The following is a 25,041-nucleotide window of genomic DNA, read 5'->3' as shown; positions in this document are numbered from 1 at the left end:
CCCCGTCACGCACCCTGAAGTTCGGCAAGGATCGCCTGCGCCGCCGCGACCGGGTCCTCGGCCGCCGTCACCGGACGGCCCACCACGATACGGTCGGCACCCGCCGCCAGCGCCTCGGCCGGCGTGGCGATACGCTTCTGGTCGCCCACCGCCGCCCCCTTCGGCCGCACGCCCGGCGTGACCACCCGGCGGTCGGGGCCGAGGATGGCGCGCACCATGGCGGCGTCGGTGGGGGCGCAGATGACGCCGGCGATGCCGGCATCCCGCGCCTGCCCGGCGCGCAGGCGCACGGTCTCGGTCACGCCGCCAACGACGCCGGTGGCGGCGAGGTCGGCATCGTCATAGGAGGTGAGCACGGTGACGCCCAGCACCTCCAGCTTGCTCCCCGCGGCGCCGCGCGCGGCGGCGGCCATGGTCATGGGGTAAGCGTGGACGGTGAGAATGTCGAAGCCTCGCTCGGCGGCGGCGGCGGTGGCCCGCTCCACCGTGTTGCCGATGTCGTGCAGCTTGAGGTCGAGGAACACCTTCTTGCCGGCGGCGATGAGGTCCGCGGCGAGGTCAATGCCCCCCGAGACCGCCAGCTCCAGCCCGATCTTGTAGAAGCTCACCACGTCGCCGAGCTGCGCGACGGCAGCCTCGGCGGCGGCGACGGAGGGATAGTCGAGGGCGACGATGAGCTTGTCGCGGACATCCGCGCGGATCGGGGTGCCCTGAACAACCTGCGTCATGCCATCTCCTCCATTGCGCGCCAGCGGTCCGGCCGCCGCGCGGGACCCGCGCGGAACCAGCAGCCGCCCCCGACCGGTGGCTGGTCGTGGACGCGGGAGATGGGGTAGCCCGCCAGGTGGCACAGAAGCAAGGTGCCGACGCCGCCATGGCCGACGAAGAGGAGGCGCTGTCCCGCCCCTCCATAGGCCGCGAGCGCCGCCTCCACCGCCGCGACGATGCGCGCCTGCGCCTCCACCGCCCGCTCCCAGCCGCGCACGCTCTCGGTGGGGCGGGCGAAGAAGGCGTCGGCCATCTCTTGGAATTCGGCTTCGGGCAGGTAGCCGGTGGCGGAGCGGTCGTTCTCCTCCATCCTGTCGCGGATGACCACCGGCAACCGGAGGGGCGTGGCGATGAGCGCCGCCGTCTCCTTCGCCTTCTCCTCGGTGGAGGAGATGACATGACTGATGCCGGAGAGATCGAAGCGCGCGGCAAACGCCAGCGTGCGCGCCCGCCCGACGGCGGACAAGCCCCAGCGCGGCACGGGGACGGCCGGGTCCACCTGGACCTGAGGATGGGTCAGATAGAGGAAATCCGTCACGGGCGGCACCGGCGGCGTAAGACCGGCGCCGGACCGGCCGGGAAGAGGATCAGGGCCGGCGATAGGCCCAGACGCGGGCCGGGGGAATGTTGCGCCACACCCGCGGCGAACGCTCGCCCTCGATGGCGCCCGGCAGCAGCGGGACGGGCGAGACCACCGCATAGGTGAACTGCACGAAAGGCATACCGGAATGGGAGAGGTCGAACGCCTCGTTGACCATCCGGTGGCGCTCGCTCTCCGGCATGGTGAACAGCGGCAGCGACGAAATGGTGCCCACCGCCTTGCCGGGCAGGCGATCCTTCAGCGTCTTGCCGAGCTGGTAGGCATCGCCGTTGATGACGGTGACGCCGGGATAGCGCAGGCGCAGCAGGGCGCAGAATTCGGGATTGTACTCGATCAGGAACAGGCGCTCGGGGGCGAAACCCCGCTGGATCAGCGCCTTGGTGACCGGGCCGGTGCCCGGTCCAAGCTCGATGACCGGGCCATCCATCTTGGGATCGAGGTAGCTCGCCATCATCTTGGCGAGCGCCGGGCTCGAGGGCGCGACCGCGCCGGTCTTGAGCGGATTCTGGAACCACGACTGCAGGAAACGCACCTCGTCCTTGAGGTTCGGCTTCTGGAGCAGGGGCTTCTGGAGCGGCCTGCGGTGGTCGTGGGACTGGAGCATCAACTGCACCTCGGGGCGCCCGAGCGGGTCGGATATCAGGCGCTTAGACGGGAAAGGGGGCCGGGTCAAGGTTCGCGGTTCGGGCGCAGGGCCCCGTGAAGCAGGTTGTCGAGGGCTGTCGCGAGGAGATCCTCCTCGGAAGCGACGAGAAAGGCGGAGCAGGTGAGCTTCAGGCTGACCATGCCGTGCAGGACGATCCAGAAGGTCAGCGCGAGGCTCTCGATGTCGAGCCCGTCCCGCAGCCGCCCGGCGGTCGCGAGATCCTGGAACACGCCGCCGATTAGCGCGAATGCCGCCGCCCCGGCCGCATCCTTTCCGCCCAGAGCGGTGGCCGCGAAGCCCGGCTCCATGAAGATCAGCCGGTAGGTCTCGGGCTCGGCGCGCCCGAACGCCGCATAGGCGAGCCCCAGGGCCTTGAGCCGCTGGAGCGGGTCCACCGTCTTGCCGGCTTCGGCCAGGGCGTCGAGCAGGGCGCGCATGCCGGCCTCGCCGAGCTCGCGGGCGATGGCCTCGCGATTCTCGAAATGGAGATAGAGCGCTGCCGCCGAATAGCCGGCGGCCTCGGCGATCCGGCGCATGGTGAGCGCTTCGAACCCCTGGTCGAGAACGATCCGGCGCGCCTCGGCGAGGATGCGGGCGCGGGCATCTTCCTTCCGACGGGCGCGCGTCGAGCCGCCGGCGGGCGGAGGCGAGGACTTCACTTCGGACACGACGGCTCCCTGCCGCTTGACATGAACAATGTTCAGTTTATGAACGATGTTTAGTGAACATTGTTCAGGACCCCACCATAATGACCACCCCCGCTCCCCTGCAAGCCGTGGACGCGCCCCGAATCGCCCTCGTCGGGGCGACTGGCGCCATCGGCGGCAGTATCGCCCAGGCCCTGAGCGCGGCCGGCACGCCGTTCGCCGTGGTCGGACGCTCCGCCGCCGGCCTATCGGCCGCCTTCCAAGGGTACCCCCTCGCCACCCCGCGCGTCTGGAACCCGGAGGACATGGCCAGCCTGCGGGCCGCCGTGCGCGGGATGGATACGCTCGTGCACATGGTTGGCGTGCCCTATGACGCCTTTCACCTCCACCCTCGCCTCATGCGGGCCGTGATCGAGGCGGCCGAGGCGGAAGGGGTGCGGCGGGTGCTGCTCATCGGCACCGCCTATCCCTTCGGCCGGCCGCAGGCGGCGCGCGTGGACGAGAGCCATCCGCGCATGCCGCACACCTTCAAGGGGCGGATGCGCAAGGAGCAGGAGGACATCCTGATGGAGGCCGACGCGCGCGGTGCGCTGCGAGGGCTGATCCTGCGCCTGCCCGATTTCTACGGCCCCGGCGTGGAGCGCAGCTTCCTCGCGGACCTTTTCGCCGCCGCCGCGGCGGGGCGCCGGGCCAAAGTGGTGGGGCCCATCGACACCCCGCACGAGTTCGTCTTCGTGCCGGACGTGGGGCCGGTGGTGCGGGCCCTGCTCGGCCGGGAGGAGGTTTTCGGCCGCAGCTACAATCTCGCGGGGGCGGGCACCATCACGGTGCGGGAGGTGGCGCGGCAGGCCTATGCTCTGGCGGGAAGCGCGCCGAAGCTCATGGTCGCGGGCAAGACCATGCTGCGCCTCGCCGGCCTATTCGATCCGGTCATGCGCGAGCTGGTAGAAATGCACTATCTGATGACAGAGCCGGTGATCTTCGACGGCAGCGCCCTTGAAAGGGCCATCGGCCCCCTCGCGAAGACATCCTATGCCGACGGCATCGCCCGATGCATGGAAGCGGCGCGCGCCGGCTGACCGCCAGCGGGGATCAGGCCCCCTCGCCGGCCGCGCCCTGGAAGAATTCCTTCACCTTGGCGAAGAAGCCGGCGGATTCGGGATGGGTCTCGCCGGAGCTTTCCTTGTCGAATTCCGCGAGCAATTCCCTCTGACGCTTGGTCAGCTTCTGCGGCGTCTCGACCACCACCTGCACATACATGTCGCCGGCGGAGCGCGAGCGCAGGATGGGCATGCCCTTGCCGGAGAGGCGGAAGCGCTTCTGCGACTGGGTGCCCTCGGGAATTTTCACCTTGGTCTTGTCACCGTCGATGGTCGGCACTTCCACCGCGCCGCCCAACGCCGCCGTGACCATGGAGATGGGCACGCGGCAATAGAGGTCCGCCCCCTCCCGCTGGAAGAAGGCGTGCTGCTCGATGGACAGGAAGATGTAGAGGTCGCCCGCCGGCCCGCCGCGCACGCCGGCCTCGCCCTCGCCGCCGAGGCGGATGCGGGTGCCGTCCTCGACACCGGGCGGGATCTGCACCGAGAGGGTGCGCTCGCGCGTCACGCGCCCCGCGCCGGCGCAGGCGCCGCACGGGTCCTCGATGACGCTGCCGCGACCCTGGCAGGTGGGGCAGGTGCGCTCAAGGGTGAAGAAGCCCTGGGCATGGCGGATCTTGCCGGCGCCGCCGCAGGTGCGGCAGGCCTTCGGCTGGGTGCCGGGCTTGGCGCCGGTGCCGTTGCAGGCCTCGCAGGCGACGGAGGTGGGGATCTTGATCTGCGCCGTCTTGCCGACGAACGCTTCCTCAAGGGTGATCTCCATGTTGTAGCGCAGGTCCGAGCCGCGCCCGCGCTGCTGGCCGCCGCCACCGCCGCGCCCGCGGCCCATGGCGCCGCCGAACAGATCATCGAAGATATCGGCGAAGGAGGAGGCGAAATCGTTGCCGAAGCCGGGTCCGCCGCCGCCATTCTCGAACGCGGCATGGCCGAAGCGGTCATAGGCGGCGCGCTTCTGGGGGTCCTTCAAGACCTCGTAGGCCTCGTTGACCTCCTTGAACATCACCTCGGCTTCCGCATCGCCCTGATTGCGATCGGGGTGCCACTTCATGGCGAGCTTGCGGTAGGAGGCCTTCAGCACCGTCTCGTCGGCGCCGCGATCGCAGCCGAGGGTTTCATAATAATCGCGCTTGGCCATCGTCTGCCTTCACCTGCCACACTGGCACTTGCCACGCCGGCTCTGTCTTGAGCGGCCATCCTGCAATAGCGATCGGATGCCGGTCCCCAGCCTCACGCACCCCGCTCAGCATCTGGAAGAAGGGTCGGCGCTGCGTCCGGCCTGCGCCCGGTCAATCCGGGGAATAACGCCTGAAACGGCGCGAATCAAATGGCCGCCGCGGCGGCGAAAGACCGGCGGGGCTCGCCCGCCGGTCCTTTTCAAAGTCACGCAGACTTCTTCTTGTCGTCGTCGACCTCGGTGAACTCGGCGTCCACCACGTCGTCCTTCTTGGCCGCGCCGGGCTCCGCGCCGCCCTGCTGGGCCGCATACATGGCCTCGCCGAGCTTGAGGGAGGCCTGGGCGAGGGTGTTGGTCTTGGCGGTGATCGCCTCCACGTCGTCGCCTTCCAGCGAGGACTTGAGGTCATTGAGCGCCGCCTCGATGGCACCCTTCTCCGCCGCGCCGACCTTGTCGCCATGCTCGGCGACGGCCTTCTCGGTGGAGTGGACGAGGGCTTCAGCGTGGTTCTTGGCTTCCACCAGGGCCCGACGCTTCTTGTCCTCGGCCGCGTGGGCCTCGGCGTCCTTCACCATCTTCTCGATGTCGGCGTCATTCAGGCCGCCCGAGGCCTGGATGCGGATCTGCTGCTCCTTGCCGGTGCCCTTGTCCTTGGCGGAAACCTGCACGATGCCGTTGGCATCGATGTCGAAGGTCACCTCCACCTGCGGCACGCCGCGGGGCGCCGGGGGAATGCCCATGAGGTCGAACTGGCCGAGGATCTTGTTGTCCGCGGCCATCTCGCGCTCACCCTGGAACACGCGGATCGTCACCGCAGTCTGGCCATCCTCAGCCGTGGAGAACACCTGGCTCTTCTTGGTCGGGATGGTGGTGTTGCGGTCGATGAGGCGGGTGAAGACACCGCCCAGCGTCTCGATGCCCAGCGACAGCGGGGTCACGTCGAGCAGCAGCACGTCCTTCACGTCGCCCTGGAGCACGCCCGCCTGGATGGCGGCGCCGATGGCGACCACCTCGTCCGGGTTGACGCCCTTGTGGGGCTCCTTGCCGAAGAACTGCTTCACCACTTCCTGCACCTTGGGCATGCGGGTCATGCCGCCGACGAGGACGACCTCGTCGATCTGCCCGGCGGTGAGGCCGGCATCCTTCAGCGCGAGCCGGCAGGGCTCGACGGTCCGCTGGATGAGGTCATCCACCAGCGCCTCGAACTTGGCGCGGGTGAGCTTCATGGTGAGGTGCTTCGGGCCGGTCGCATCCGCCGTGATGAAGGGCAGGTTGATCTCGGTCTGGGTCGCGGAAGACAGCTCGATCTTGGCCTTCTCGGCGGCTTCCTTCAGCCGCTGGAGGGCGAGCTTGTCGTTGCGCAGGTCGATGCCCTGCTCCTTCTTGAACTCATCGGCGAGGTAGCCGACGAGGCGCATGTCGAAGTCCTCGCCACCGAGGAAGGTGTCGCCATTGGTGGACTTCACCTCGAACACGCCGTCGCCGATCTCCAGCACCGACACGTCGAAGGTGCCGCCGCCGAGGTCATAGACCGCGATGGTGCCGGCCGACTTCTTGTCGAGGCCGTAGGCGAGAGCCGCCGCGGTGGGCTCGTTGATGATGCGCAGCACCTCGAGGCCGGCGATGCGGCCGGCGTCCTTGGTGGCCTGGCGCTGGGCGTCGTTGAAGTAAGCGGGGACGGTGATGACCGCCTTCTCCACCTTCTCGCCCAGGAACGACTCGGCCGTCTCCTTCATCTTCTGCAGGATGAAGGCGGAGATCTGCGAGGGGGAATACTTCTTGCCGTCGGCTTCCACCCAGGCATCGCCGTTGTCGGCGCGCACGATCTGGTACGGCACAAGGTTCTTGTCCTTGGCGACGGTCGGGTCGTCATAGCGGCGGCCGATGAGGCGCTTCACCGCGAAGAAGGTGCGCTCGGGATTGGTGACGCTCTGCCGCTTGGCAGGCTGACCGACGAGACGCTCGCCGTCCTCCGTGAAGGCGACGATGGAGGGCGTGGTGCGCGCGCCCTCGGCGTTCTCGATGACTTTCGGGGTGGACCCCTCCATCACCGCGACGCAGGAATTGGTGGTGCCGAGGTCGATACCGATGATCTTGGCCATATGATTCTCCTTGCCGGCAGGCCGACCGGGCCCTTGCGGCACCCGAGGTGGAGGGCCGCGAGCCCCTCTCGCGACCGATCCGCCGGCCCCCTGAAACTTTAGAATTGGGGTTCGCCGCGAAAACAGCGATCGAGGCGCATATAGGGGGGGTGATTTGGCCCCGCAAGGCATGGTAGCAGGCGCCACGCTCCATTTTTCACAGCCGCGCGAGGAAAACGGATGGCCCCCTTCAAGCCAACCGCCGGGCCCGGTCCCGGAGCCGATCCGCGCACGGCCCTCATCCTCGTCGATCTGCAGGTGGACTTCCTGCCCGGCGGCGCCCTTGCGGTGCCCGGCGGCCATGACGTCGTGCCCCTCGCCAACCGGCTCGCCGCAGGCTTCCGCAACGTCGTCCTGACGCAGGACTGGCATCCGCAGGGGCACATTTCCTTCGCCTCGACCCATCCCGGCCGGGCGATCTACGACATGATCGATCTGCCTTACGGCTCGCAGATCCTGTGGCCGGACCATTGCCTGCAAGGCACGCCGGGCGCCGCCTTCGCGCCGGGGCTGGACGTGCCCCACGCGCAACTGGTGGTCCGCAAGGGCCACCACAAGGCCATCGACAGCTATTCCACCTTCTACGAGGCCGACCGCACCACGCCCACCGGCCTTGCCGGATACCTCCGGGAGCGGGGGATCGATACCGTCTATCTCGCCGGCCTCGCCCTCGATTTCTGCGTCTCGTGGTCGGCAGTGGACGCCGCGCGGCACGGTTTTACCACCTACGTGATCGAGGACGCCTGCCGCTCCATCGACGTGGACGGCTCGCTGGCGGCCGCCCTTGCCGACATGAACAGGGTCGCGGTCCGCCGGCTGGCGGCGGCGGACCTTCTCGCCTGAGCGAATGACCGCGACCGCGGACTATCCCTGATCGGCGGCGGTCATCATGCCGAACGGCGCCCCGGTGGCATCGCAGACGATGGCGATGCGGCCGACGCCGGGAATGTCGAAAGGCTCACGGATCACCTGCCCGCCGGCCGCTTTCAGCAGCTCCACACGCGCGCCCACATCGTCCACATTGATGTAGCTGAACCAGTGGGGCGGCACCTGCGGCGGCAGGATCTCGGTCTTGTCCATCATCCCGGCCACCGGCTCGCCGCCGAGGGTCGCGACGTAATAGGCGTGGCCGCCGTCCATGGGCATCTCGCTGAAGGTCCAGCCCAGCGTCGCGGCATAGAAGGCCTGCGCCTTCTCCACGTCGTCGGTCATCAGCTCGTTCCAGTAGAATTTCCCGTGCGGGCCCATCGGCGCCTCCCTCGAACCGGCCGGATGGCCGGCGGCACTATGCCCGAGGCACGGCGCCGCCGCCACGCAGGGAGAGACCTACTCCACGATCAGGATGATCCGCCGCGAGCGCGGCTCCACCACCGCCGCCTCATTGCCGGGCAGGGTGACGTAACGGTATTGGGAGAGGCCGGCGCCCGGCGCGTATCCGGCCTCGTCCAGCGTCTGGTAGCCCTCGTCGGCGTCGAAGTCCGCGCCGTCGCCCGGCTGGCCATAGTCCTCCTGTGCCACCGCCTGCCCGTAGCGGCCATAGGGCTCCGGGGCGGCGCCGAAGCGGCGCAGGTCCACGTCGGGCGGCACCACCGCACCCACCTCGGCGACGAAGCCGCCGGGGATATCCGCCGGCGGAACCGGGTGGCGGACCACATAGGTCTCGATGTAGCGCCGCTGCACCGGCGTGAAGGTCACATAGCCGCCGGGCACCGCCACCGTGGTCTGGGCGGCGGCGGGGGAGACGCCCCCGGCAACCACCAGCGGGAGGAAGGCGACCGCGACCAGACCAGACAGCATCGCCGGACGCGCCCGGCCTCGAGAAAAAAGACCATTCGACAGGAGATGATTGCGCATGACGACAACTCCTCTTCCCGACCCCAGCACCGGGAAGGCATCGTCCGCGGGGATTCTGTCGGCATATGGCCGAAACCTGAGATGAAATATATAGTTACTACCTTGTTAAAACCGGCGTCAGGACAAGGGAAAGCCACCATGCCGCTGCCGCCTCTTCTTCAATCTGCCAAGATCACGTGCGCAAAGATCGTGGCGTCCGGGCGATGACGGGATCTGCGGCGGCAACGCCGGCTCCCCTCGAACTCCAGCCCGGCGCCCTCTGGTTCCGCGAGGCGCTGGACCGGGAGGCGCAAGCCCTGCTCCTCGCCGACATCCGCGCGGTGCTGGACGAAGCGCCCCTCTTCACCCCCACCATGCCGCGTTCGGGCCAACCCTTCTCTGTGCGCATGAGCAATTGCGGACCGCTCGGCTGGGTCTCGGATGCCGCCGGCTACCGCTACCAGAGCTTCCACCCGGACACGCGCCGCCCCTGGCCGGCCATGCCGCCGCGACTGATGGAGCTGTGGGAGCGTCTCGCTGGCGGATCGGCGCCGCCCGAGGCGTGCCTCATCAATTATTACGCCCCAGACGCCCGCATGAGCCTGCACCAGGACCGCGACGAGGCCGACTTCACCGCGCCAGTGCTGTCGGTGTCGCTGGGCGATACCGCCGTCTTCCGTGTGGGCGGCGAAACGCGGCGGGGGCCGACGCGCTCCATCCATCTCTCGTCGGGCGACGTCTTCCTGCTGTCCGGGCCGAGCCGCCTCGCCTTCCATGGCATCGACCGCCTGCTGCCCGGCACCTCCCGGCTGGTCGAGGAGGGCGGGCGATTCAATCTCACGCTGCGACGCGTCACCGCCGCGTGATCGGCCACTTTTCCGCCACGTCATTCACAGAAAAGCCGGATTGCCGCCGGACACAGGCAGACCGGCCCGCAGGCGAAGGCCCGCTTTGGCCGGGTTCCGCCGGAGCCCTCGATGCGCCTCGCCTTCACGTCCGCCTTTCTCTCCGCCGCCTTCGCCGTCCTCTTCGCCTTTTCGCTGGCCGCCCCGGCCGGTGCGACGGAGGTGATGTATCCGCGCGGCTCGGCCCTTGGCCTCGTGCCGCCGCCGGGCATGGTGGAGAGCAACCAGTTCGCTGGATTCGAGGACGACGCGACGAAGTCCTCCATCCTGGTGGTGGACATGCCGGCCGATGCCTATGACCAGCTCCTGCCGGGCTTCAGCGCACAGGCCCTGAACACGCGGGGCGTGATCCTGGAAGACCGCGAGGACTTCCCCCTGAAGGACGCGAAGGCGGTCCTGTTCATCGGCCGCCAGACGGCCGGACCGGTGACCGTGCGCAAATGGGTGCTGCTGGTGGGCAGCGACAAGGGCACGGGCATCGTCACCGTGCAGGTGCCCGAGGCGGGCGCGTCCAGCTATCCCGACAAGGTGGTGCGCCAGGCTCTGTCCACCATCACATTCCGCAGCGTCGCCGATCAGGCAACCTCCCTGCCCTTCGCCGTCACCAACCTCGCCGGCTTCCGCCCGGTGCGGGCGCTGGGCGGCACGACGCTGCTGCTCACCGACGGACCGAAGGATGCCCTCGACGGCCCCGACCAGCCGGTGTTCGTCGTCTCCATCGCCGGCGGCGCGCCACGCGACGACGAGCGCCGCCAGTTTGCCCTGCGCGCCCTTTCCACCATTCCCGGCGTGAAGGACCTCAAGCTCGACCGCGCGGAGCCCCAGCGCATCAACGGACAGGCCGGCTTCGAGGTGATGGCCACCGGCGCCGACGCCCGCACCGGCGTGCCCATCAAGGTGGTGCAGTGGATCCGCTTCGGACCCACCGCCTACATCCGCATGGTGGGCGTGACCAAGCTCGACGCCTTCCCCGACGTCTATGACCGCCTGCGGGCGCTGCGGGACGGCGTGGAGTCCCGCTAGGCGCGCATTGCGCCGGTACCACCCGCGGGATTACCCTTCGCGGTCACTTCCTCCGCCGAGGACCGCTCATGCCCATGTCCGGGCGCAAGGATGCGCCGAGGGAACCGCTGCCCGACAGTCCGCTCGCCGGCGCGCTTTCCCTGCCGGGGGCGGGGACGGACTTCGGCGCCATCGATGCGGACGAGGCGTGGATCGCCGTCATCCGCAAGATGGACGAGACCTATGCGGAGCTGGTCCGCCAGCAGGTGGAGCTGGAGGCCAAGAACACCGCGCTGGAAGAAGCCCAAGGCTTCATCGCCGGTCTCCTCGGCTCCATGACCGACGTGCTGGTAGCTTGCGACCTCTCCGGCCGGGTGGAGCAGGTGAACCTCGCCGCCGAGCGTGCCTTCGGCCTCAGGGCCGACGCCCTCCTCGGCCGTTCCCTGTCCGACCTGCTGGACCCCTCCTCCGAAACCACGGCGGCCGACGTGCTCGCCACCGTCGCCCGCCGCCAGCGCATCGCCGACCGGGAATTTACACTGGCGACGCCCGACGGTCCGCTCGCCATCGCGGTCAACGGCGCACTGAGGTTCGATCCGCGCGGGCGGGCGGTGGGCATCGTTCTGGTGGGCCGCCCCATCGGCGAGCTGCGCGCCGCCTACGGCGCCCTCGCCAAGGCCCACGAGCACCTGAAGCGCACCCAGCAGCAGCTGGTCCATGCGGAGAAGATGGCCTCCCTCGGTCGCCTCGTGGCCGGCGTCGCTCATGAGCTGAACAACCCCATCTCCTTCGTCTACGGCAACGCCCATGCGATGAAGCGCTACGCCGAGCGGCTGATCGCCTATCTCGATCAGGTGCATGCGGGGGCCGATGCCGCGACCCTCGCCAAGGCGCGGGGCGAACTGCGCATCGACCGGGCGCTGTCCGACATTCCCGCCACCCTCTCCGGCATGCTGGAGGGTGCCGAGCGGGTGCGCGACATCGTGGCGGACCTGCGCCGCTTCTCCTCCGACCGGCGCGAGGCGCGGGAGGTATTCGACCTCGCCGGCGTGGTCCGCTCGGCGGTGGACTGGGTGGCGAAATCCCAGATGCCGGACCTGCCCATCACGGTCGCCGTGCCCGAGGGGCTGGAGGCGGTGGGCCATCCCGGCCATATCCATCAGGTGATGATGAACCTCGTGCAGAACGCCGTGGACGCCATGGAAGGCCGCCCCGACCGCCGGCTGGAGATCACCGGCACCCGCTTCCAGACCCCGGACGGGCTGCAGGTGGCGGTGCGGGTGCGCGACACCGGGCCGGGCATTCCCGACGCGCTCATGGACCGCATCTTCGACCCCTTCTTCACCACCAAGGCCGTGGGCAAGGGCACCGGCCTCGGCCTCTCCATCTGCTATCGCATCGCCGAAGAGCACGAGGGACGGCTCGAAGCCGCGAACCATCCGGACGGCGGCGCCATCCTCTCCCTCGTACTTCCGGCGGCGCCATGATGCGGGACCTGAACGCGCCCTTCACCGTGCTCTGGCTGCAATCGGGCGGCTGCGGCGGCTGCACCATGTCGCTGCTGTGCGCCGAGGCGCCGGACCTTGCCGCGACCTTGGCCTCCGCCAACATCCGCTTCCTGTGGCATCCGACCCTCTCGGAGGAGACGGGGGACGAGGCCATCGCCGTGTTCGAGGCGGTTCTGTCCGGCGACATCCGGCTCGATGCCCTGTGCATCGAGGGCGCGCTGCTGCGCGGGCCGAACGGCACCGGGCGCTTCCATACGCTCGCCGGCACCGACACGGCGACCATCGACTGGGTCCGCCGGCTCGCGGCGGTGGCCGAGCATGTGGTAGCGGTGGGCACCTGCGCGGCCTATGGCGGGGTGACGGCGGCCGGCGTCAATCCGGCCGATGCCTGCGGCCTGCAATATGACGGGAGGCGACCGGGTGGCGCATTGGGCGCCGATTTCCGCGCCCGTGCCGGCCTTCCGGTCATCAATGTCGCCGGCTGCCCGACCCATCCCAACTGGGTGACGGAAACGCTGATGCTGCTCTCCGCCGGCCTGCTGCACGGCGGCGACCTCGACAGCTACGGACGCCCGCGCTTCTACGCCGACCACCTCGTCCACCACGGCTGCCCGCGCAACGAATATTACGAGTACAAGGCCAGCGCCGAGAAGATGAGCGACCTCGGCTGCATGATGGAGCACCTCGGCTGCCTCGGCACCCAGGCCCATGCGGATTGCAACACCCGCCTGTGGAACGGCGAAGGCTCCTGCACCCGCGGCGGCCACGCCTGCATCAACTGCACCGCGCCCGAGTTCGAGGAGCCGGGCCACGCCTTCATCGAGACGCCGAAGATCGGCGGCATCCCCGTGGGCCTGCCCACCGACATGCCGAAAGCGTGGTTCATCGCCCTGTCGTCCCTCGCCAAGGCGGCGACGCCGGAACGCCTGCGCCGCAATGCGGTGAGCGACCATGTCGTCACCCCGCCCGCCGTCCGGGACATCAAAAAGCGATGACCGAGGGCACGAAACGGCTGGTGGTCGGCCCCTTCAACCGCGTGGAGGGCGACCTGGAGGTGCGCCTCGACGTGGCGGACGGCACCGTGAAGCAGGCCTTCGTCTCCTCGCCTTTGTTCCGGGGCTTCGAGCGCATTCTGGAAGGGCGCGATCCGCGCGACGCCCTCGTGATCGCGCCGCGCATCTGCGGCATCTGCTCGGTGTCGCAATCCCATGCGGCGGCGCTGGCGCTGGCGGGGCTGGAGGGCGTGGTGCCCACCGACAACGGGCGGGTCGCCACCAACCTCATCCTCGCCACCGAGAATCTGGCCGACCACCTCACCCATTTCCACGTCTTCTTCATGCCGGACTTCGCCCGCGCGGCCTATGCCGACCGGCCGTGGTTCGCGCAGGCCGAGCGGCGGTTCAAGGCGGCGCACGGGCTGAGCGTGCGCGAGGCCCTCGCCACCCGCACGACGCTGCTCCACGTCATGGGCCTGCTCGCCGGCCGCTGGCCGCATACCCTGGCGCTCCAGCCCGGCGGCGTCGCCAAGGGGGCGGACGCGCGGGACAAGATGCGGCTGCTGGCCACCCTCGGCTCCGTGCGCGCGGACCTCGAGGCCCGCCTTTTCGGCACGCCGCTGGAGCGCGTCGCGGCGCTGGCCGACGCGGAAGAGCTGGACGCGTGGCGCCGGACGGGACCGGACGGTGATTTCCGCCTGTTCCTCACCATCGCCGAAGACCTCAGCCTCGCGGCGCTGGGCCGGGCCGACGACCGCTTCCTCTCCTATGGCGCCTATCCGCAGGAAGAGGGCCGGCTCTATGCGGCCGGCACCTTCGCAGGCGGTCGCCTCGGCCCGGTCGACACCTCCGCCATCGCCGAGGATCATTCCTTCGCCCGCATGGAGGGGCGGGAGGCGCCGCATCATCCGTTCGAGGGCTCGACCTTTCCCGATGGCGTGGACGAAACCGGCTACACTTGGTGCAAGGCGCCCCGCCTCGCCGGCCTTCCCTTTGAGACCGGCGCTTTCGCCCGGCAGGTCATCGCCGGCCAGCCGCTCGCCCGCGACCTCGCGACCAAGGAGGGCGCCAATGTGCGCTCGCGCGTTGTCGGCCGGCTGGTGGAGACCGCGCGCACGCTGATGGCCATGGAAGGCTGGGTGAGGGCCTTGAAGCCCGGCGAGCCCTGGTGCGCGCAGGGCGCCCTGCCGCAGGCTGGCCGCAGCTTCGGCCTCACCGAGGCGGCGCGCGGCGCGCTCGGCCACTGGATGGTGGTGGAGCGCGGCCGCATCGCCCGCTACCAGATCATCGCCCCCACCACCTGGAATTTCTCCCCCCGCGACGCCTCCGGCCAGCCGGGACCGCTGGAGACCGCCCTCGTCGGCGCGCCGGTGCGGCAGGGAGAGACGACGCCGCTTGCCGTGCAGCACATCGTGCGCTCGTTCGATCCCTGCATGGTCTGCACGGTGCATTGAACGACCATGGACGGGGCGGCCATCGCGGGCGAGACCATCGAGATTTCGGGCATCGTGCAGGGCGTGGGCTTCCGGCCCTTCGTCTATCGCCTCGCCCTGCGCCTCGGCGTCGATGGCACCGTCTCCAATGCCGGAGGCCGGGTGCTGATCCATGTGGGCGGCCCGCGCACGGCTCTCGAAGCCTTCGCCGCGGCTCTGGTGGCCGAGGCGCCGCCGCTAGCGCGCATCGAGCGGGTGGAGCGCCGTCCGGCCGCCGTGCCTGAGCCCGGATTCCGCATCGTGGAGAGCGGGGCCGGCACGGTCTCCATCGGCGTGGTGCCTGACGTGGCAACCTGCCCGGCCTGCCGTGCCGAGATCGCCGATCCCAACGCCCGGCGGCATCGCTACGCCTTCACCAATTGCACGGATTGCGGCCCGCGCTTCTCCATCGTCGCCGGCCTGCCCTATGACCGGCCGGCGACCACCATGGCCGGCTTTCCCATGTGCCCGGCCTGCCGCGCGGAATACGAGAACCCTGCCGACCGGCGCTTCCACGCCCAACCCATCGCCTGCCCCGCCTGCGGCCCGCGCCTGTGGCTGGAGCGGGAGGGGACGGAGATCGCCTCCGCCGATCCCATCATCGATGCGGCCGAACTGCTGCGGTCGGGCCATATCCTCGCGGTGAAGGGCATCGGCGGCTTCCACATCGCCTGCGACGCCACCGACGCCGCGGCCGTCGCCACCCTCCGCGCGCGCAAGCACCGCCCCACCAAGCCGCTGGCGGTGATGGCGGACCTTCCCGCCGCGCACCGCCTCTGCGTCATCTCACCAAAGGAAGAGGCGGCACTGCTCGCCCCCTCCGCGCCCATCCTGCTGCTGCCGCTCCGGCCGGATGCGGCCCTCGCCACCGGCCTCGCACCGGGCCAGAGCCATCTCGGCCTGATGCTGCCCTATACGCCGCTGCATCATCTGCTGATCGCGGCGACCGGCCGCCCGCTGGTGATGACCTCCGGCAACCGCTCCAGCGAGCCGCAGATTTTTCGCGATGACGAGGCCCGAACCGGCCTTGCCGGCATCGTGGACGGCTTCCTGATGCACGACCGCCCCATCGCCCGCCGGCTCGACGACAGCGTGACGCGCTTCGCCGCCGGCGGACTGCGCGTGATGCGGCGCGGGCGGGGCCTCGCGCCGCTTCCCCTGGCGCTGCCGGAGGATTTCGAGGGGGCGCCGCCGGTGCTCGCCATGGGCGGCGAACTGAAAAGCGCGCTCTGCCTCACCCACGGCGCCCGCGCCCTCCTCTCCCACCATCTCGGCGACCTCGACGAGCCGGCCACGGGCGATGCCTTCGAGACCGCTTTGGCCGACTATTCCGCCCTCTTCGCCCATGTGCCGCAGGTGATCGCCGCCGACCTCCACCCGGACTATCGCGCCAGCCGCCTCGCCGCCGCCCTCGCCGAGGCGCGGGGGCTCCCGCTGGAGAGCGTGCAGCATCACCATGCCCACATCGCCGCCGCCATGGCCGAGACCGGCTGGCGGCGCACGGATGGCAAGGTGGTGGGGATCGCCCTCGACGGGCTGGGGCTGGGCAACGACGGCACCGTGTGGGGCGCCGAGGTGCTGGTCTGCGACTATCGCGAAAGCCGGCGCATCGCCCGCCTCTCCCCCATCCAGCTCGCCGGCGGCGATGCCGCGAGCCGCGAGCCGTGGCGGGCGCTGCTCGCCCACCTCGACCGGGCGCTCGGCCGCGCCGTCGTTGATGGCGACGCCAGCCTCGCCGCGCTGTTTGCCGGAAAGCCGGTGCCGACCCTGCGGGCGATGATGGACAAGGGGCTCAATGCCCCCCCCGCCTCTTCCGCCGGCCGCCTGTTCGATGCCGTGGCCGCCCTCCTCGGCCTCGCACCCGACCGGCTCTCCCACGAGGGCGAGGCGGCCATGGCGCTGGAGGCCGGCGCGGCGGGGGAGGCCGCGCCCTACCCGTTCGCCATCTCCGCGCAGGACGACCTCATCGAGATCGATCCCGCCCCGCTCTGGCGCGCCCTCCGCGCCAACCTTGCCGCCGCCCGGCCGCTCCCGGAGATGGCCGCCGCCTTCCATACCGGGCTTGCCGAAGCTTTCGTCTCCGTCGCGGCGCAGGCGGCAGCCGAGGCCGGCACCCATGCCGTCGCCCTCTCCGGCGGCGTGTTCCAGAATGCCCGGCTGCTGGAGGAGGCTGTCGCCCGGCTGCGCGCGCGCGGCCTCACCCCTCTCATCCCCGCCGAGGTGCCGGCCAATGACGGCGGCCTCGCCTTGGGGCAGGCGGTGGTCGCTGCGGCGCGACATATGGCGTGATGCCATGCGGGCGGGGCCGTTCCCGTCCGGCGCGGGCGGGACTATGGTGGGGCCATGACCACGCCCCATCGTCCGCACCCGCACAGCCGCCCCGAAGGCCGCGCCGCAGGTGTCGTGAAAACCTTCCTCCTCGCCGGCTCCACCCTGCCCGCCCCCGGCCTCGCGCCGGGCCTGCATGTGGTCGCGACGCCCATCGGCAACCTCGCCGACGTGACGGTGCGCGCGCTGGAGACCCTGGCGGCGGCCGATGTAATCGCCTGCGAGGACACCCGCATCTCCCGCCGGCTGCTGGACCGCTACGGCATCCAGACCCACCTCATGGCCTATCACGACCACAACGGCGCCAGCGCCCGGCCGAAGCTGCTGGCCCGCCTCGCCGCCGGCGAGCGTGTGGCGCTGATCTCGGACGCGGGAACGCCGCTGGTGTCGGACCCCGGCTTCAAGCTGGTGGTGGAGGCCGCGGAGCTGGGCTTCCCCGTGCATCCCGTGCCCGGCGCCTCGGCTTTGCTCGCGGCCCTTGTGGCGGCGGGACTGCCCACCGACTGCTTCCTGTTCGACGGCTTCCTGCCGCCCAAGGCCGGCCAGCGCCGCAATCGCATCTCCGCCCTCGCCGCCGTGCCGGGCACCCTCGTTTTCTATGAGACCGGCCCCCGCCTCGCCGAGAGCCTCGCCGACCTTGCCGACGTGCTCGGCCCGCGCCGTGCCGCCGTCTGCCGCGAGCTGACCAAGGCGTTCGAGGAGGTGCGGCGCGCCGATCTGCCCGCCCTCGCCGCCCACTATGCGGACGCCGACGACCCCAAGGGCGAGATCGTCCTCGTCATCGGCCCGCCCCTGGAAGAGGTGGCCGGCGATGCGGACGTGGACGCGGCGCTCCTGCGCGCCCTCAAGGATACGTCGCTGAAGGATGCCGTCGCGGTCGTCGCCGGCGCCACCGGCCGGCCGAAGCGCGAGGTCTACGCCCGCGCCCTCGCGCTCGCGCAGGCGCGTGGGGACGAAAAGCCCGGGGACGCCGACGCGGATGCCTGAGACGCCGGCCAGCCCTCCGCCCGACGCGGGCAAGCTGCGCCGCCGCGCCGCGCACGCTCGCGGGCTCGCGGGGGAGGAACGCGCCGCGACCCTGCTCGGCGCCCACGGCTTCCACGTGCTCGCCCGGCGGGTGCGCACCAAGGCGGGCGAGATCGACCTCATCGCCCGGCAGGGCGACCTCCTCGTCTTCTGCGAGGTGAAGCTGCGGGCGCGGCTCGATGATGCCGCCTTCTCCCTCCAGCCGCGCCAGCGCCGACGCATTGCGGCGGCGGCCGAGGCCTACCTCGCCGAGCACCCGGAGCTTTCAATGCTGAACATGCGCTTCGACGCGGTGCTCCTCGCCCGCACGGGCGAGGCCGAGCACCTGCCCGGTGCTTTTGAAATGGAGTTCTGAGCCGAGTGGCGGCGCGCGCCACCCGCCTATAGATAAAGCCGAGACAGCGAGGCCCAATCGGGCCAGCGGGAGATTGCCATGGCCCTGAAGGTCGCGGTCCAGATGGACCACATTGCCAGCATCAATGTTCAAGGGGATTCCACCTTCGCCCTCCTTCTGGAGGCGCAGCGGCGGGGCCATGCGCTGTTCCATTACACGCCCGACCGCATGGCCATGCGCGACGGCCAAGTGTTCGCGGCCGTGGAGCCGCTGACCGTGAAGGACGAGGCCGGCGCCCACTTCACCCTCGGCGCGCGCGAGCGCATTCCCCTCACCGAGATGGACGTGGTGCTGATGCGCCAGGACCCGCCCTTCGACATGGCCTATGTGACGGCGACCCACCTGCTGGAGCGCATTCACCCGAAGACTTTGGTGGTGAACGACCCCGGCCATGTGCGCAACGCGCCGGAAAAGATCTTCGTCACCGAATTTCCCGACCTGATGCCGCCGACCCTGATCTCCCGCGACCTCGCCGAGATCAAGGCCTTCCGCGCCGAGTTCGGCGACGTGGTGATGAAGCCGCTCTATGGCAACGGCGGCGCGGCGGTGTTCCGCCTCACCGCCGACGACCTCAATTTCGGCTCGCTCTACGACCTCTTCTCCGCCACCTTCCGCGAGCCGTGGGTGATCCAGCGCTTCCTGCCGGCGGTGAAACACGGCGACAAACGCATCATCCTGGTGGATGGCGAGGCGGCAGGCGCGGTGAACCGGGTGCCGAGCGAGGGCGACTTGCGCTCCAACATGGTGCGCGGCGGCGCGGCGCGGCCCACCGACCTCACAGACCGCGAGCTGGAAATCTGCGCCCGCATCGGCCCCTCGCTGCGCGAGAAGGGGCTCATCTTCGTCGGCATCGACGTGATCGACGGCAACCTCACCGAGATCAACGTGACCTCCCCCACGGGCCTGCGCGCCATCAAGCGCCTGGGCGGGCCGGACATCGCGGCGCAGATTTGGGACCGCATCGAGGCCCGCCGCGCCGCCTGAGGCACCTTCCAATCGAGACCAACGCGGCGGCGCCCTCGGCCCGCCGCGCGAACCGCCGTGCGGCTGCGGGCGTTATCCGTCAGGACGCACCCCCGGACATCACAGGACCGACCATGGGACAGCCTTTTACCGCCTCCATCCCCCACCGCCTCGGCAAGGCCGAGGCGACGCGGCGCCTCCAGGCGGGGCTGACCGGCGTGCGCGACCGCTTCTCGCGCCACATCTCCATCCTGGAGGAAACCTGGACCGGAGAGCAGCTGGACTTCCGCATCGCCGCGCTGGGACAGACGGCGAGCGGCAAGCTTCAGGTGGCGGACGATGCGGTGCACCTCTCCGTGGAGCTGCCGTTCATGCTGGATCTGGTCGCCCGCAAGGCGAAGGACCTCATCCAGAAGCAGGGCCGCCTGATGCTGGAGAAGAAATAGGCCGGCTCAGGCCGTTTCCAGTTCCAGCGTCAGCGTGTCGATGGAGAAGGAGCCGTCCGCCTCGAACTCGAAGTGGGTTGCCACGTCCGCGCTGGCGCCCGCCATCAGCGAGCGGATGGCGGCGACATGCAGCTCCGGCGTGCGGATGCGCGCCACCCAGGAGGCGAACTCCAGCCTCAGGCGCCGGTGCGCCGTGCGCACCACCCGGAACCCCGCCTCCTCGGCGATGCGGCTCCATTCGGAGGGGCTGTAGTCCCGTCCGTGGGAGGGATCGCGCAGCAATTCCACCGTCTGGAGGAAGGTGTCCGCCACCGGCCATTCGGGCGCGATCACGTCCATCATGACCACCTGCCCGCCCGCCTTCACCACCCGCCGCACCTCGGCAAGGGCCTGCGGCACATTCCGCCAGTGGTGCGCGCTGTAACGCGAGGCGACCATGTCGAAGCTGCCGTCGGCGAAGGGCAGGCGCTCGGCGACGCCCTGCCGCGTGGCGATGTTCGCGAGCCCGCGTGCCTTGGCCTCGGCCGCGACGGCGCCCAGCATGTCCTCGGACAGATCGTAGGCCACCACTTCGCCCGCGAACGGCGCGGCGGTGAAGCTCACATGCCCGCCGCCGCAGCCGAGATCGAGCAACCGGGCGGGCCGCGCCTCTTCCACGAGGGCCTTGAGCGCATCGAGATCAGCACCCCGCGCATGCACGGCGCTCGCCACATAGGCGGCGGCCTGCGGGCCGAACATCTCGACCACATGGGCCTCGTGACTGCGCACGCCTGCACCTTCGGCGGCCATGACTGTTCTCCCCGATCCTCTTGCTACCTCCAGCATAGCCGGGGCGGCGCTTGACGCAAGTACGATTGTTCTTCTTTCGTTCTTGCGAGCGCGCCCGCCCTCCGCTACCTTGAGATGCAGACGGGCAGCAGGCAGGGGGCGGCTGTGATCCAGCGGGTGGCGACAGTCGCGTTCGAGGGCGTCGAGGCGCGCCCGGTGGATGTTCAGGTGCATGTGGCGGCCGGCCTGCCGGCCTTCACCATCGTCGGCCTGCCCGACAAGGCCGTGACCGAGGCGAAGGAGCGGGTGCGCGCAGCGCTCATCGCGTCAGGGCTTGCCCTTCCGGCGCGGCGCATCACGGTGAACCTCGCCCCCGCCGACCTGCCCAAGGAAGGCTCCCATTACGATCTGCCCATCGCGCTGGGGCTGATGGCCGCCATCGGTGCCATCCCCGGCGATGCCCTCGCCGGCTTCACGGTCGTGGGCGAATTGGCCCTGGACGGCGCCATCGCGGCCGTGGCCGGCGTGCTGCCGGCGGCCATCGGCGCCAATGCGCGCGGGCACGGCCTCATCTGCCCCGCCCCGTGCGGTGCCGAGGCCGCCTGGGCCAGCCCCGACATGGACATCCTCGCCCCGCAGTCCCTCATCCAGCTCGCCAACCACATGACCGGACGCCAGGTGATGGGCCGGCCCGAGCCACGGATGAAGCCGCCGGGAGACACCATGCTCGACCTCCGCGACGTGAAGGGCCAGGAGACCGCCAAGCGGGCGCTGGAGGTGGCCGCTGCCGGCGGCCACAATCTCCTGTTCGTCGGCCCGCCGGGTGCAGGCAAGTCCATGCTGGCGCAGCGCCTGCCCTCCATCCTGCCGCCGCTGTCGCCGGCGGAGATGCTGGATGTTTCGATGATCGCCTCGGTGGCCGGCACCATCGAGGACGGCGCGCTGATGGACCGCCGCCCGTTCCGCGCCCCGCACCATTCGGCCAGCATGGCGGCCATGGTGGGCGGCGGGGCCAAGGCGAAGCCGGGCGAGGTCTCGCTCGCCCACAATGGCGTTCTGTTCCTCGACGAACTGCCGGAATTCACGCCGCAGGTGCTCGATTCCCTGCGCCAGCCGCTGGAATCGGGCGAGGTCCTGATCGCCCGCGCCAACCATCGCGTCACCTATCCCGCGCGCTTCCAGCTCATCGCCGCCATGAATCCCTGCCGCTGCGGCCGCGCCGGGGAGCCTGGCTTCACCTGCAAACGCGGACCACGCTGTGCCGACGAATATCAGGCGCGGCTCTCCGGACCCTTCCTCGACCGCATCGATCTCCATCTCGAGGTGCCGTCGGTCTCGGCCTCGGACCTCGTGCTGCCGGCCCCGGCCGAAGGCTCGCGGGAGATTGCGGCCCGCGTCGCCATGGCGCGGGAAATCCAGCTGGAGCGCTATGCCGCCCTCAGCCGACCGGACGTGCGCACCAATGCCGAGGCTTCCGGGCCGTTGCTGGAGGCGGTGGCGACGCCCGATTCGGCCGGAGCGATCCTGCTTCGCGATGCCGCCGACGCCATGCGGCTCAGCGCCCGCGGCTATCATCGCGTGCTGAAGGTGGCGCGCACCCTCGCTGATCTCGATGGCGCGGACGGGGTCGGCCGCCGCCATCTGGCGGAAGCCCTCGCCTATCGCGCCGCGGCGGAACGGCCCAGGGCGGCGGCCTAAAGTTGCGGCGGCGTAGACCGGCTGCCGCGCAGAAATTGTCCGGCACCGCAGCGGTGCCGGACGGGAGCGGACAGGTTGCCGCCTCAGCGCATGGCGTTGACGGCGAGGCCCTCGATATAGGTGATCTGGGCGAGGTCGCCCGGCTGCACCTTCTGCACGTCGGCGAGCACCTTGTCGTTGGCGGCGCGCACCACGCGGACGTTGCCGTCCGGCCCCTCGAAGGTCACGGTGCCGGCGGCCGGGTCGAGGCCCACGAAGATGGAGGTCAGCGTGACCTCGCGGATGCCGAAGCCCTCCGGCCAGCCCGGCAGGCCGTCCGTGATGACGACCTCCGCCATCACTTCGCCCGGCTTGCCCTGGTGCGCCTTGCCGAGCGCGGTGACGACGCCCGGCGCCACGCGGATGAGCAGGTTCTCTCCCACCCGGTAGAGCGAGAGGTCGCCCAGCAGCGGGGGCGCGATCACCGCCCAGCGGCGGCCGGCAGGATCTTCCAGCACCACACGACGGGTAACGGGATCAGCCGACACGAACTTGGCCTTGTAGGCGAGCACGTTCACCTGCCCGATGCCCTGCACGAGCACCTGGGTCACCTCGACCGGCATCGGACGCTGCTGCGCCTGAGCGCCCACCGGCCCCACAAGTGCGAGGCCGGCAAGGAGCGCGGCCGAAAGGTGCATGCGCGTGGAAATCATGTCGTCCCCCCAACGAATCACAGGCGCGGACGCGCCGGGAGCCTGCCGCTATCACCTGAGGCGTCGTAGCGGCAAGGCGGGATCGCGAGGCGCTGGCGCGGCGGGTCCACCCATTGTCACAATCGCGTCGGAAAACTATGGTGATGCTGGCGTTCAAGTCCTGGGCACCCGCCTGAAGCGGGGCAACTTCCAGGTCGCTCCTCGCAGCCAGTGCGGCGCGTCGGCCGGGCAGTTACGCTCTGGACGGCGCACGGGCGGAGGAGCGATACCAAGCGTTGGGTGAGGCACGCCCGCCGTCGGCGGCGGCCCGGAGTGGGGCTCGTTGCGATGAAAAGAATGGGACAGCCGGATCCCGGCTTCAACCTGCCAGCCCTGTTCGGCCGCGGCTTCGACGTCGCCCGCGACGCGGCGCGGGATTTCGCCCGCGATTTCGCCAAGGACCTGAAGAAGGATTTCGGCCGCGAGGGCGCCACGCCCATGTTCGGGACCGAGCCCGGTGCCTTCCCCTTCCTGCGGCCGCAGCACGCCGCACCCGGCGCGCGCCCTGCCATGCCGGCGCCGCAGAAGCTGGTGACGGATTTCCGCGCCTATTCGGGCCTGCGCCACCGCGACGCCGTGCCGACCGCGCCGGAGAGCATCGTCCTCGGCCGGCTCGGCGCGCTGGAGGTGCGGCTCGCCCGCACCGCGCGCGACGTGCGCCGCGCCCAGCGCCTGCGCTACAAGGTGTTCTACGAGGAGATGTCGGCCACCCCCGACGCCACCACGCGCCTCGCCCGGCGCGACATGGACAGCTTCGACACCATCTGCGACCACATCCTGGTGCTGGACCACGACGCCGGGAAGATCGTGCTCGGCCGGCGCAAGCCCAAGGTGGTGGGCACCTATCGCCTGCTGCGGCAGGAGGTGGCGAACCGCCACGGCGGTTTCTACACCCAGGGTGAGTTCGATGTGGGCGGGGTCATCGCCGCCCATCCGACCCTGCGCTTCCTGGAACTCGGCCGCTCCTGCGTGCTCAAGCCCTACCGCAACAAGCGGACCGTCGAACTGCTGTGGCACGGGGTGTGGACCTACATCCTGCGCAACAAGATCGACGCCATGTTCGGCTGCGCCAGCCTCGAGGGCACCGACCCGGCGGAACTCGACCTGCCGCTGTCCTTCCTGCACCACAACGCCATGGCCCCGGAAGAGTGGCGCGCGCGGGCCGTCGAAGGCCGGCACGTCTCCATGAACCGGATCGCCAAGGCCGACATCGACATGAAGAAGGCGCTGCAGGCGCTGCCGCCCCTCATCAAGGGCTATCTGCGGCTCGGCGGCTTCGTCGGCGACGGCGCCGTGGTGGACCACCAGTTCGGCACCACGGATGTGCTCATCATCCTGCCGGTCTCGGTCATCAGCCCGCGCTATGTGGAGCATTTCGGCCCCACCGCGAATCGCCACGCCATCTGAGCGTTGGCAGGCCGCGCCGGGCCGTGCATAAGCTGCGCCCTCAGGAGAGGGCGCCATGATCGAGATCACGCCCCGCATCGCCATCGCCGAGGACGAGATCGAGCTCGCCTTCGTGCGCGCGTCCGGGCCGGGCGGGCAGAACGTCAACAAGGTATCGAGCGCGGTCCAGCTGCGCTTCGATGCGTCGCGCTCGCCCAACCTGCCGGAGGGCGTGAAGATGCGCCTCGCCCGCCTCGCCGGCCGGCGCATGACACAGGATGGCGTCATCGTCATCCAGGCCCAGCGCTTCCGCACCCAGGAACGCAACCGGGAAGATGCCATCGAGCGGCTGGTGGAGCTGATCCGCGCCGCCACCGTGGTCATGCCGGTGCGACGGCCCACGCGCCCCACCCTCGCCTCGAAGGAGCGGCGCCTTGCCGCCAAGGACCGGCGGGGTCAGGTGAAATCCATGCGGCAATCGAAGCCGGATTCGGACTGAGGCGCCTTCA

Annotated in this window: 25 protein-coding genes; 15 read left to right on the top strand and 10 right to left on the bottom strand. The window is 70.3% G+C overall.

Going from position 1 to position 25,041, the window contains the following annotated elements; translation table 11 throughout:
• Positions 1–5: 5 nt before the first annotated feature.
• The 4 genes from pyrF to V5F74_RS19330 all read right to left on the bottom strand — a co-directional run bounded on the left by pyrF (position 6) and on the right by V5F74_RS19330 (position 2,683).
• On the bottom strand, positions 6–728 hold the full coding sequence (gene pyrF, locus V5F74_RS19345; protein WP_237354770.1) for an orotidine-5'-phosphate decarboxylase: 723 nt from the start codon (positions 726–728) through the stop codon (positions 6–8).
• Positions 725–1,306, bottom strand: a complete 582-nt coding sequence (locus tag V5F74_RS19340; protein WP_394009715.1) for a histidine phosphatase family protein — start codon at positions 1,304–1,306, stop codon at positions 725–727. The genes pyrF and V5F74_RS19340 overlap by 4 nt, the downstream gene beginning before the upstream one ends.
• Positions 1,307–1,355: 49 nt before the next feature.
• On the bottom strand, positions 1,356–1,973 hold the full coding sequence (locus V5F74_RS19335) for a class I SAM-dependent methyltransferase (RefSeq protein WP_024281248.1): 618 nt from the start codon (positions 1,971–1,973) through the stop codon (positions 1,356–1,358).
• A gap of 65 nt (positions 1,974–2,038) precedes the next feature.
• Positions 2,039–2,683 carry a TetR/AcrR family transcriptional regulator gene (locus V5F74_RS19330; protein WP_051678917.1) on the bottom strand — a complete coding sequence of 215 codons (645 nt, stop codon included), beginning with the start codon at positions 2,681–2,683 and terminating at the stop codon, positions 2,039–2,041.
• A gap of 80 nt (positions 2,684–2,763) precedes the next feature.
• Here V5F74_RS19330 and V5F74_RS19325 point away from each other — a divergent pair, with 80 nt between their 5' ends.
• Positions 2,764–3,741 (top strand): NAD-dependent epimerase/dehydratase family protein, encoded by a 978-nt coding sequence (locus V5F74_RS19325; RefSeq protein WP_394009714.1) that lies wholly within the window; start codon positions 2,764–2,766, stop codon positions 3,739–3,741.
• 13 nt (positions 3,742–3,754) lie between these two features.
• On the opposite strand, the gene dnaJ is transcribed toward V5F74_RS19325, so the two are convergent.
• Entirely contained in the window at positions 3,755–4,897 is a 1,143-nt protein-coding gene (gene dnaJ, locus V5F74_RS19320) for a molecular chaperone DnaJ (RefSeq protein ID WP_029556483.1), read from the bottom strand.
• Positions 4,898–5,142: 245 nt separating this feature from the next.
• Entirely contained in the window at positions 5,143–7,038 is a 1,896-nt protein-coding gene (gene dnaK / locus V5F74_RS19315; protein WP_029556482.1) for a molecular chaperone DnaK, read from the bottom strand.
• A gap of 219 nt (positions 7,039–7,257) precedes the next feature.
• On the opposite strand from dnaK, the gene pncA reads away from it, so the two are divergent.
• Positions 7,258–7,920 carry a bifunctional nicotinamidase/pyrazinamidase gene (gene pncA / locus V5F74_RS19310; protein ID WP_394009713.1) on the top strand — a complete coding sequence of 221 codons (663 nt, stop codon included), beginning with the start codon at positions 7,258–7,260 and terminating at the stop codon, positions 7,918–7,920.
• A gap of 21 nt (positions 7,921–7,941) precedes the next feature.
• Here pncA and V5F74_RS19305 read toward each other — a convergent pair whose 3' ends face one another.
• Together V5F74_RS19305 and V5F74_RS19300 are read right to left on the bottom strand one after the other, a co-directional pair.
• Positions 7,942–8,325, bottom strand: coding sequence for a VOC family protein (locus V5F74_RS19305; RefSeq protein WP_029556480.1), 384 nt, complete (start codon positions 8,323–8,325; stop codon positions 7,942–7,944).
• Positions 8,326–8,403: 78 nt separating this feature from the next.
• On the bottom strand, positions 8,404–8,874 hold the full coding sequence (locus tag V5F74_RS19300; protein ID WP_394009712.1) for a hypothetical protein: 471 nt from the start codon (positions 8,872–8,874) through the stop codon (positions 8,404–8,406).
• Positions 8,875–9,134: 260 nt separating this feature from the next.
• Between V5F74_RS19300 and V5F74_RS19295 the strand changes: the two genes are divergently transcribed.
• From V5F74_RS19295 to V5F74_RS19250, 10 genes are all read left to right on the top strand, one after another.
• Positions 9,135–9,776, top strand: a complete 642-nt coding sequence (locus V5F74_RS19295; protein WP_394009711.1) for an alpha-ketoglutarate-dependent dioxygenase AlkB family protein — start codon at positions 9,135–9,137, stop codon at positions 9,774–9,776.
• A 111-nt stretch (positions 9,777–9,887) separates the two neighbouring features.
• Positions 9,888–10,838, top strand: coding sequence for a hypothetical protein (locus V5F74_RS19290; RefSeq protein WP_394009710.1), 951 nt, complete (start codon positions 9,888–9,890; stop codon positions 10,836–10,838).
• A gap of 68 nt (positions 10,839–10,906) precedes the next feature.
• A complete protein-coding gene (locus V5F74_RS19285) occupies positions 10,907–12,304 on the top strand; it encodes a sensor histidine kinase (RefSeq protein ID WP_250167772.1) in 1,398 nt (465 codons plus the stop codon).
• Positions 12,301–13,320, top strand: coding sequence for an NADH-quinone oxidoreductase subunit B family protein (locus tag V5F74_RS19280; RefSeq protein WP_394009709.1), 1,020 nt, complete (start codon positions 12,301–12,303; stop codon positions 13,318–13,320). The genes V5F74_RS19285 and V5F74_RS19280 overlap by 4 nt, the downstream gene beginning before the upstream one ends.
• Positions 13,317–14,774, top strand: a complete 1,458-nt coding sequence (locus V5F74_RS19275; protein WP_394009708.1) for a nickel-dependent hydrogenase large subunit — start codon at positions 13,317–13,319, stop codon at positions 14,772–14,774. Before V5F74_RS19280 ends, V5F74_RS19275 begins: the two co-directional genes overlap by 4 nt.
• A gap of 6 nt (positions 14,775–14,780) precedes the next feature.
• Positions 14,781–17,081, top strand: a complete 2,301-nt coding sequence (gene hypF, locus V5F74_RS19270; protein WP_394009707.1) for a carbamoyltransferase HypF — start codon at positions 14,781–14,783, stop codon at positions 17,079–17,081.
• A 54-nt stretch (positions 17,082–17,135) separates the two neighbouring features.
• Entirely contained in the window at positions 17,136–18,107 is a 972-nt protein-coding gene (gene rsmI, locus V5F74_RS19265) for a 16S rRNA (cytidine(1402)-2'-O)-methyltransferase (protein WP_038192859.1), read from the top strand.
• Positions 18,100–18,501 carry a YraN family protein gene (locus tag V5F74_RS19260; RefSeq protein WP_029556471.1) on the top strand — a complete coding sequence of 134 codons (402 nt, stop codon included), beginning with the start codon at positions 18,100–18,102 and terminating at the stop codon, positions 18,499–18,501. Before rsmI ends, V5F74_RS19260 begins: the two co-directional genes overlap by 8 nt.
• Positions 18,502–18,579: 78 nt before the next feature.
• Complete coding sequence (gshB, locus tag V5F74_RS19255) at positions 18,580–19,524, top strand: glutathione synthase (RefSeq protein WP_394009706.1); 945 nt, start codon at positions 18,580–18,582, stop codon at positions 19,522–19,524.
• A gap of 113 nt (positions 19,525–19,637) precedes the next feature.
• Positions 19,638–19,949 (top strand): polyhydroxyalkanoic acid system family protein, encoded by a 312-nt coding sequence (locus V5F74_RS19250; RefSeq protein WP_024281266.1) that lies wholly within the window; start codon positions 19,638–19,640, stop codon positions 19,947–19,949.
• A gap of 6 nt (positions 19,950–19,955) precedes the next feature.
• Here V5F74_RS19250 and V5F74_RS19245 read toward each other — a convergent pair whose 3' ends face one another.
• Positions 19,956–20,738: a class I SAM-dependent methyltransferase gene (locus tag V5F74_RS19245; RefSeq protein WP_394009705.1), complete on the bottom strand. Its 783-nt coding sequence runs from the start codon at positions 20,736–20,738 to the stop codon at positions 19,956–19,958.
• Between the two features lie 144 nt (positions 20,739–20,882).
• On the opposite strand from V5F74_RS19245, the gene V5F74_RS19240 reads away from it, so the two are divergent.
• Positions 20,883–22,415: a YifB family Mg chelatase-like AAA ATPase gene (locus V5F74_RS19240; protein ID WP_394009704.1), complete on the top strand. Its 1,533-nt coding sequence runs from the start codon at positions 20,883–20,885 to the stop codon at positions 22,413–22,415.
• 83 nt (positions 22,416–22,498) lie between these two features.
• Here the strand turns inward: V5F74_RS19240 and V5F74_RS19235 are convergent, their stop codons facing one another.
• On the bottom strand, positions 22,499–23,107 hold the full coding sequence (locus V5F74_RS19235; protein WP_394009703.1) for a hypothetical protein: 609 nt from the start codon (positions 23,105–23,107) through the stop codon (positions 22,499–22,501).
• 327 nt (positions 23,108–23,434) lie between these two features.
• Between V5F74_RS19235 and V5F74_RS19230 the strand changes: the two genes are divergently transcribed.
• Together V5F74_RS19230 and arfB are read left to right on the top strand one after the other, a co-directional pair.
• On the top strand, positions 23,435–24,553 hold the full coding sequence (locus V5F74_RS19230) for a GNAT family N-acetyltransferase (protein WP_029556467.1): 1,119 nt from the start codon (positions 23,435–23,437) through the stop codon (positions 24,551–24,553).
• A gap of 55 nt (positions 24,554–24,608) precedes the next feature.
• On the top strand, positions 24,609–25,031 hold the full coding sequence (gene arfB / locus V5F74_RS19225; RefSeq protein ID WP_394009702.1) for an alternative ribosome rescue aminoacyl-tRNA hydrolase ArfB: 423 nt from the start codon (positions 24,609–24,611) through the stop codon (positions 25,029–25,031).
• The last annotated feature ends 10 nt before the right edge of the window (positions 25,032–25,041 follow it).

It is taken from the genome of Xanthobacter aminoxidans, assembly GCF_043193615.1.
GTDB lineage: Bacteria > Pseudomonadota > Alphaproteobacteria > Rhizobiales > Xanthobacteraceae > Xanthobacter > Xanthobacter aminoxidans.
The sequence above is the reverse complement of the archived record's forward strand: the minus strand, read 5'-3'. Positions and strand labels throughout refer to the sequence as shown.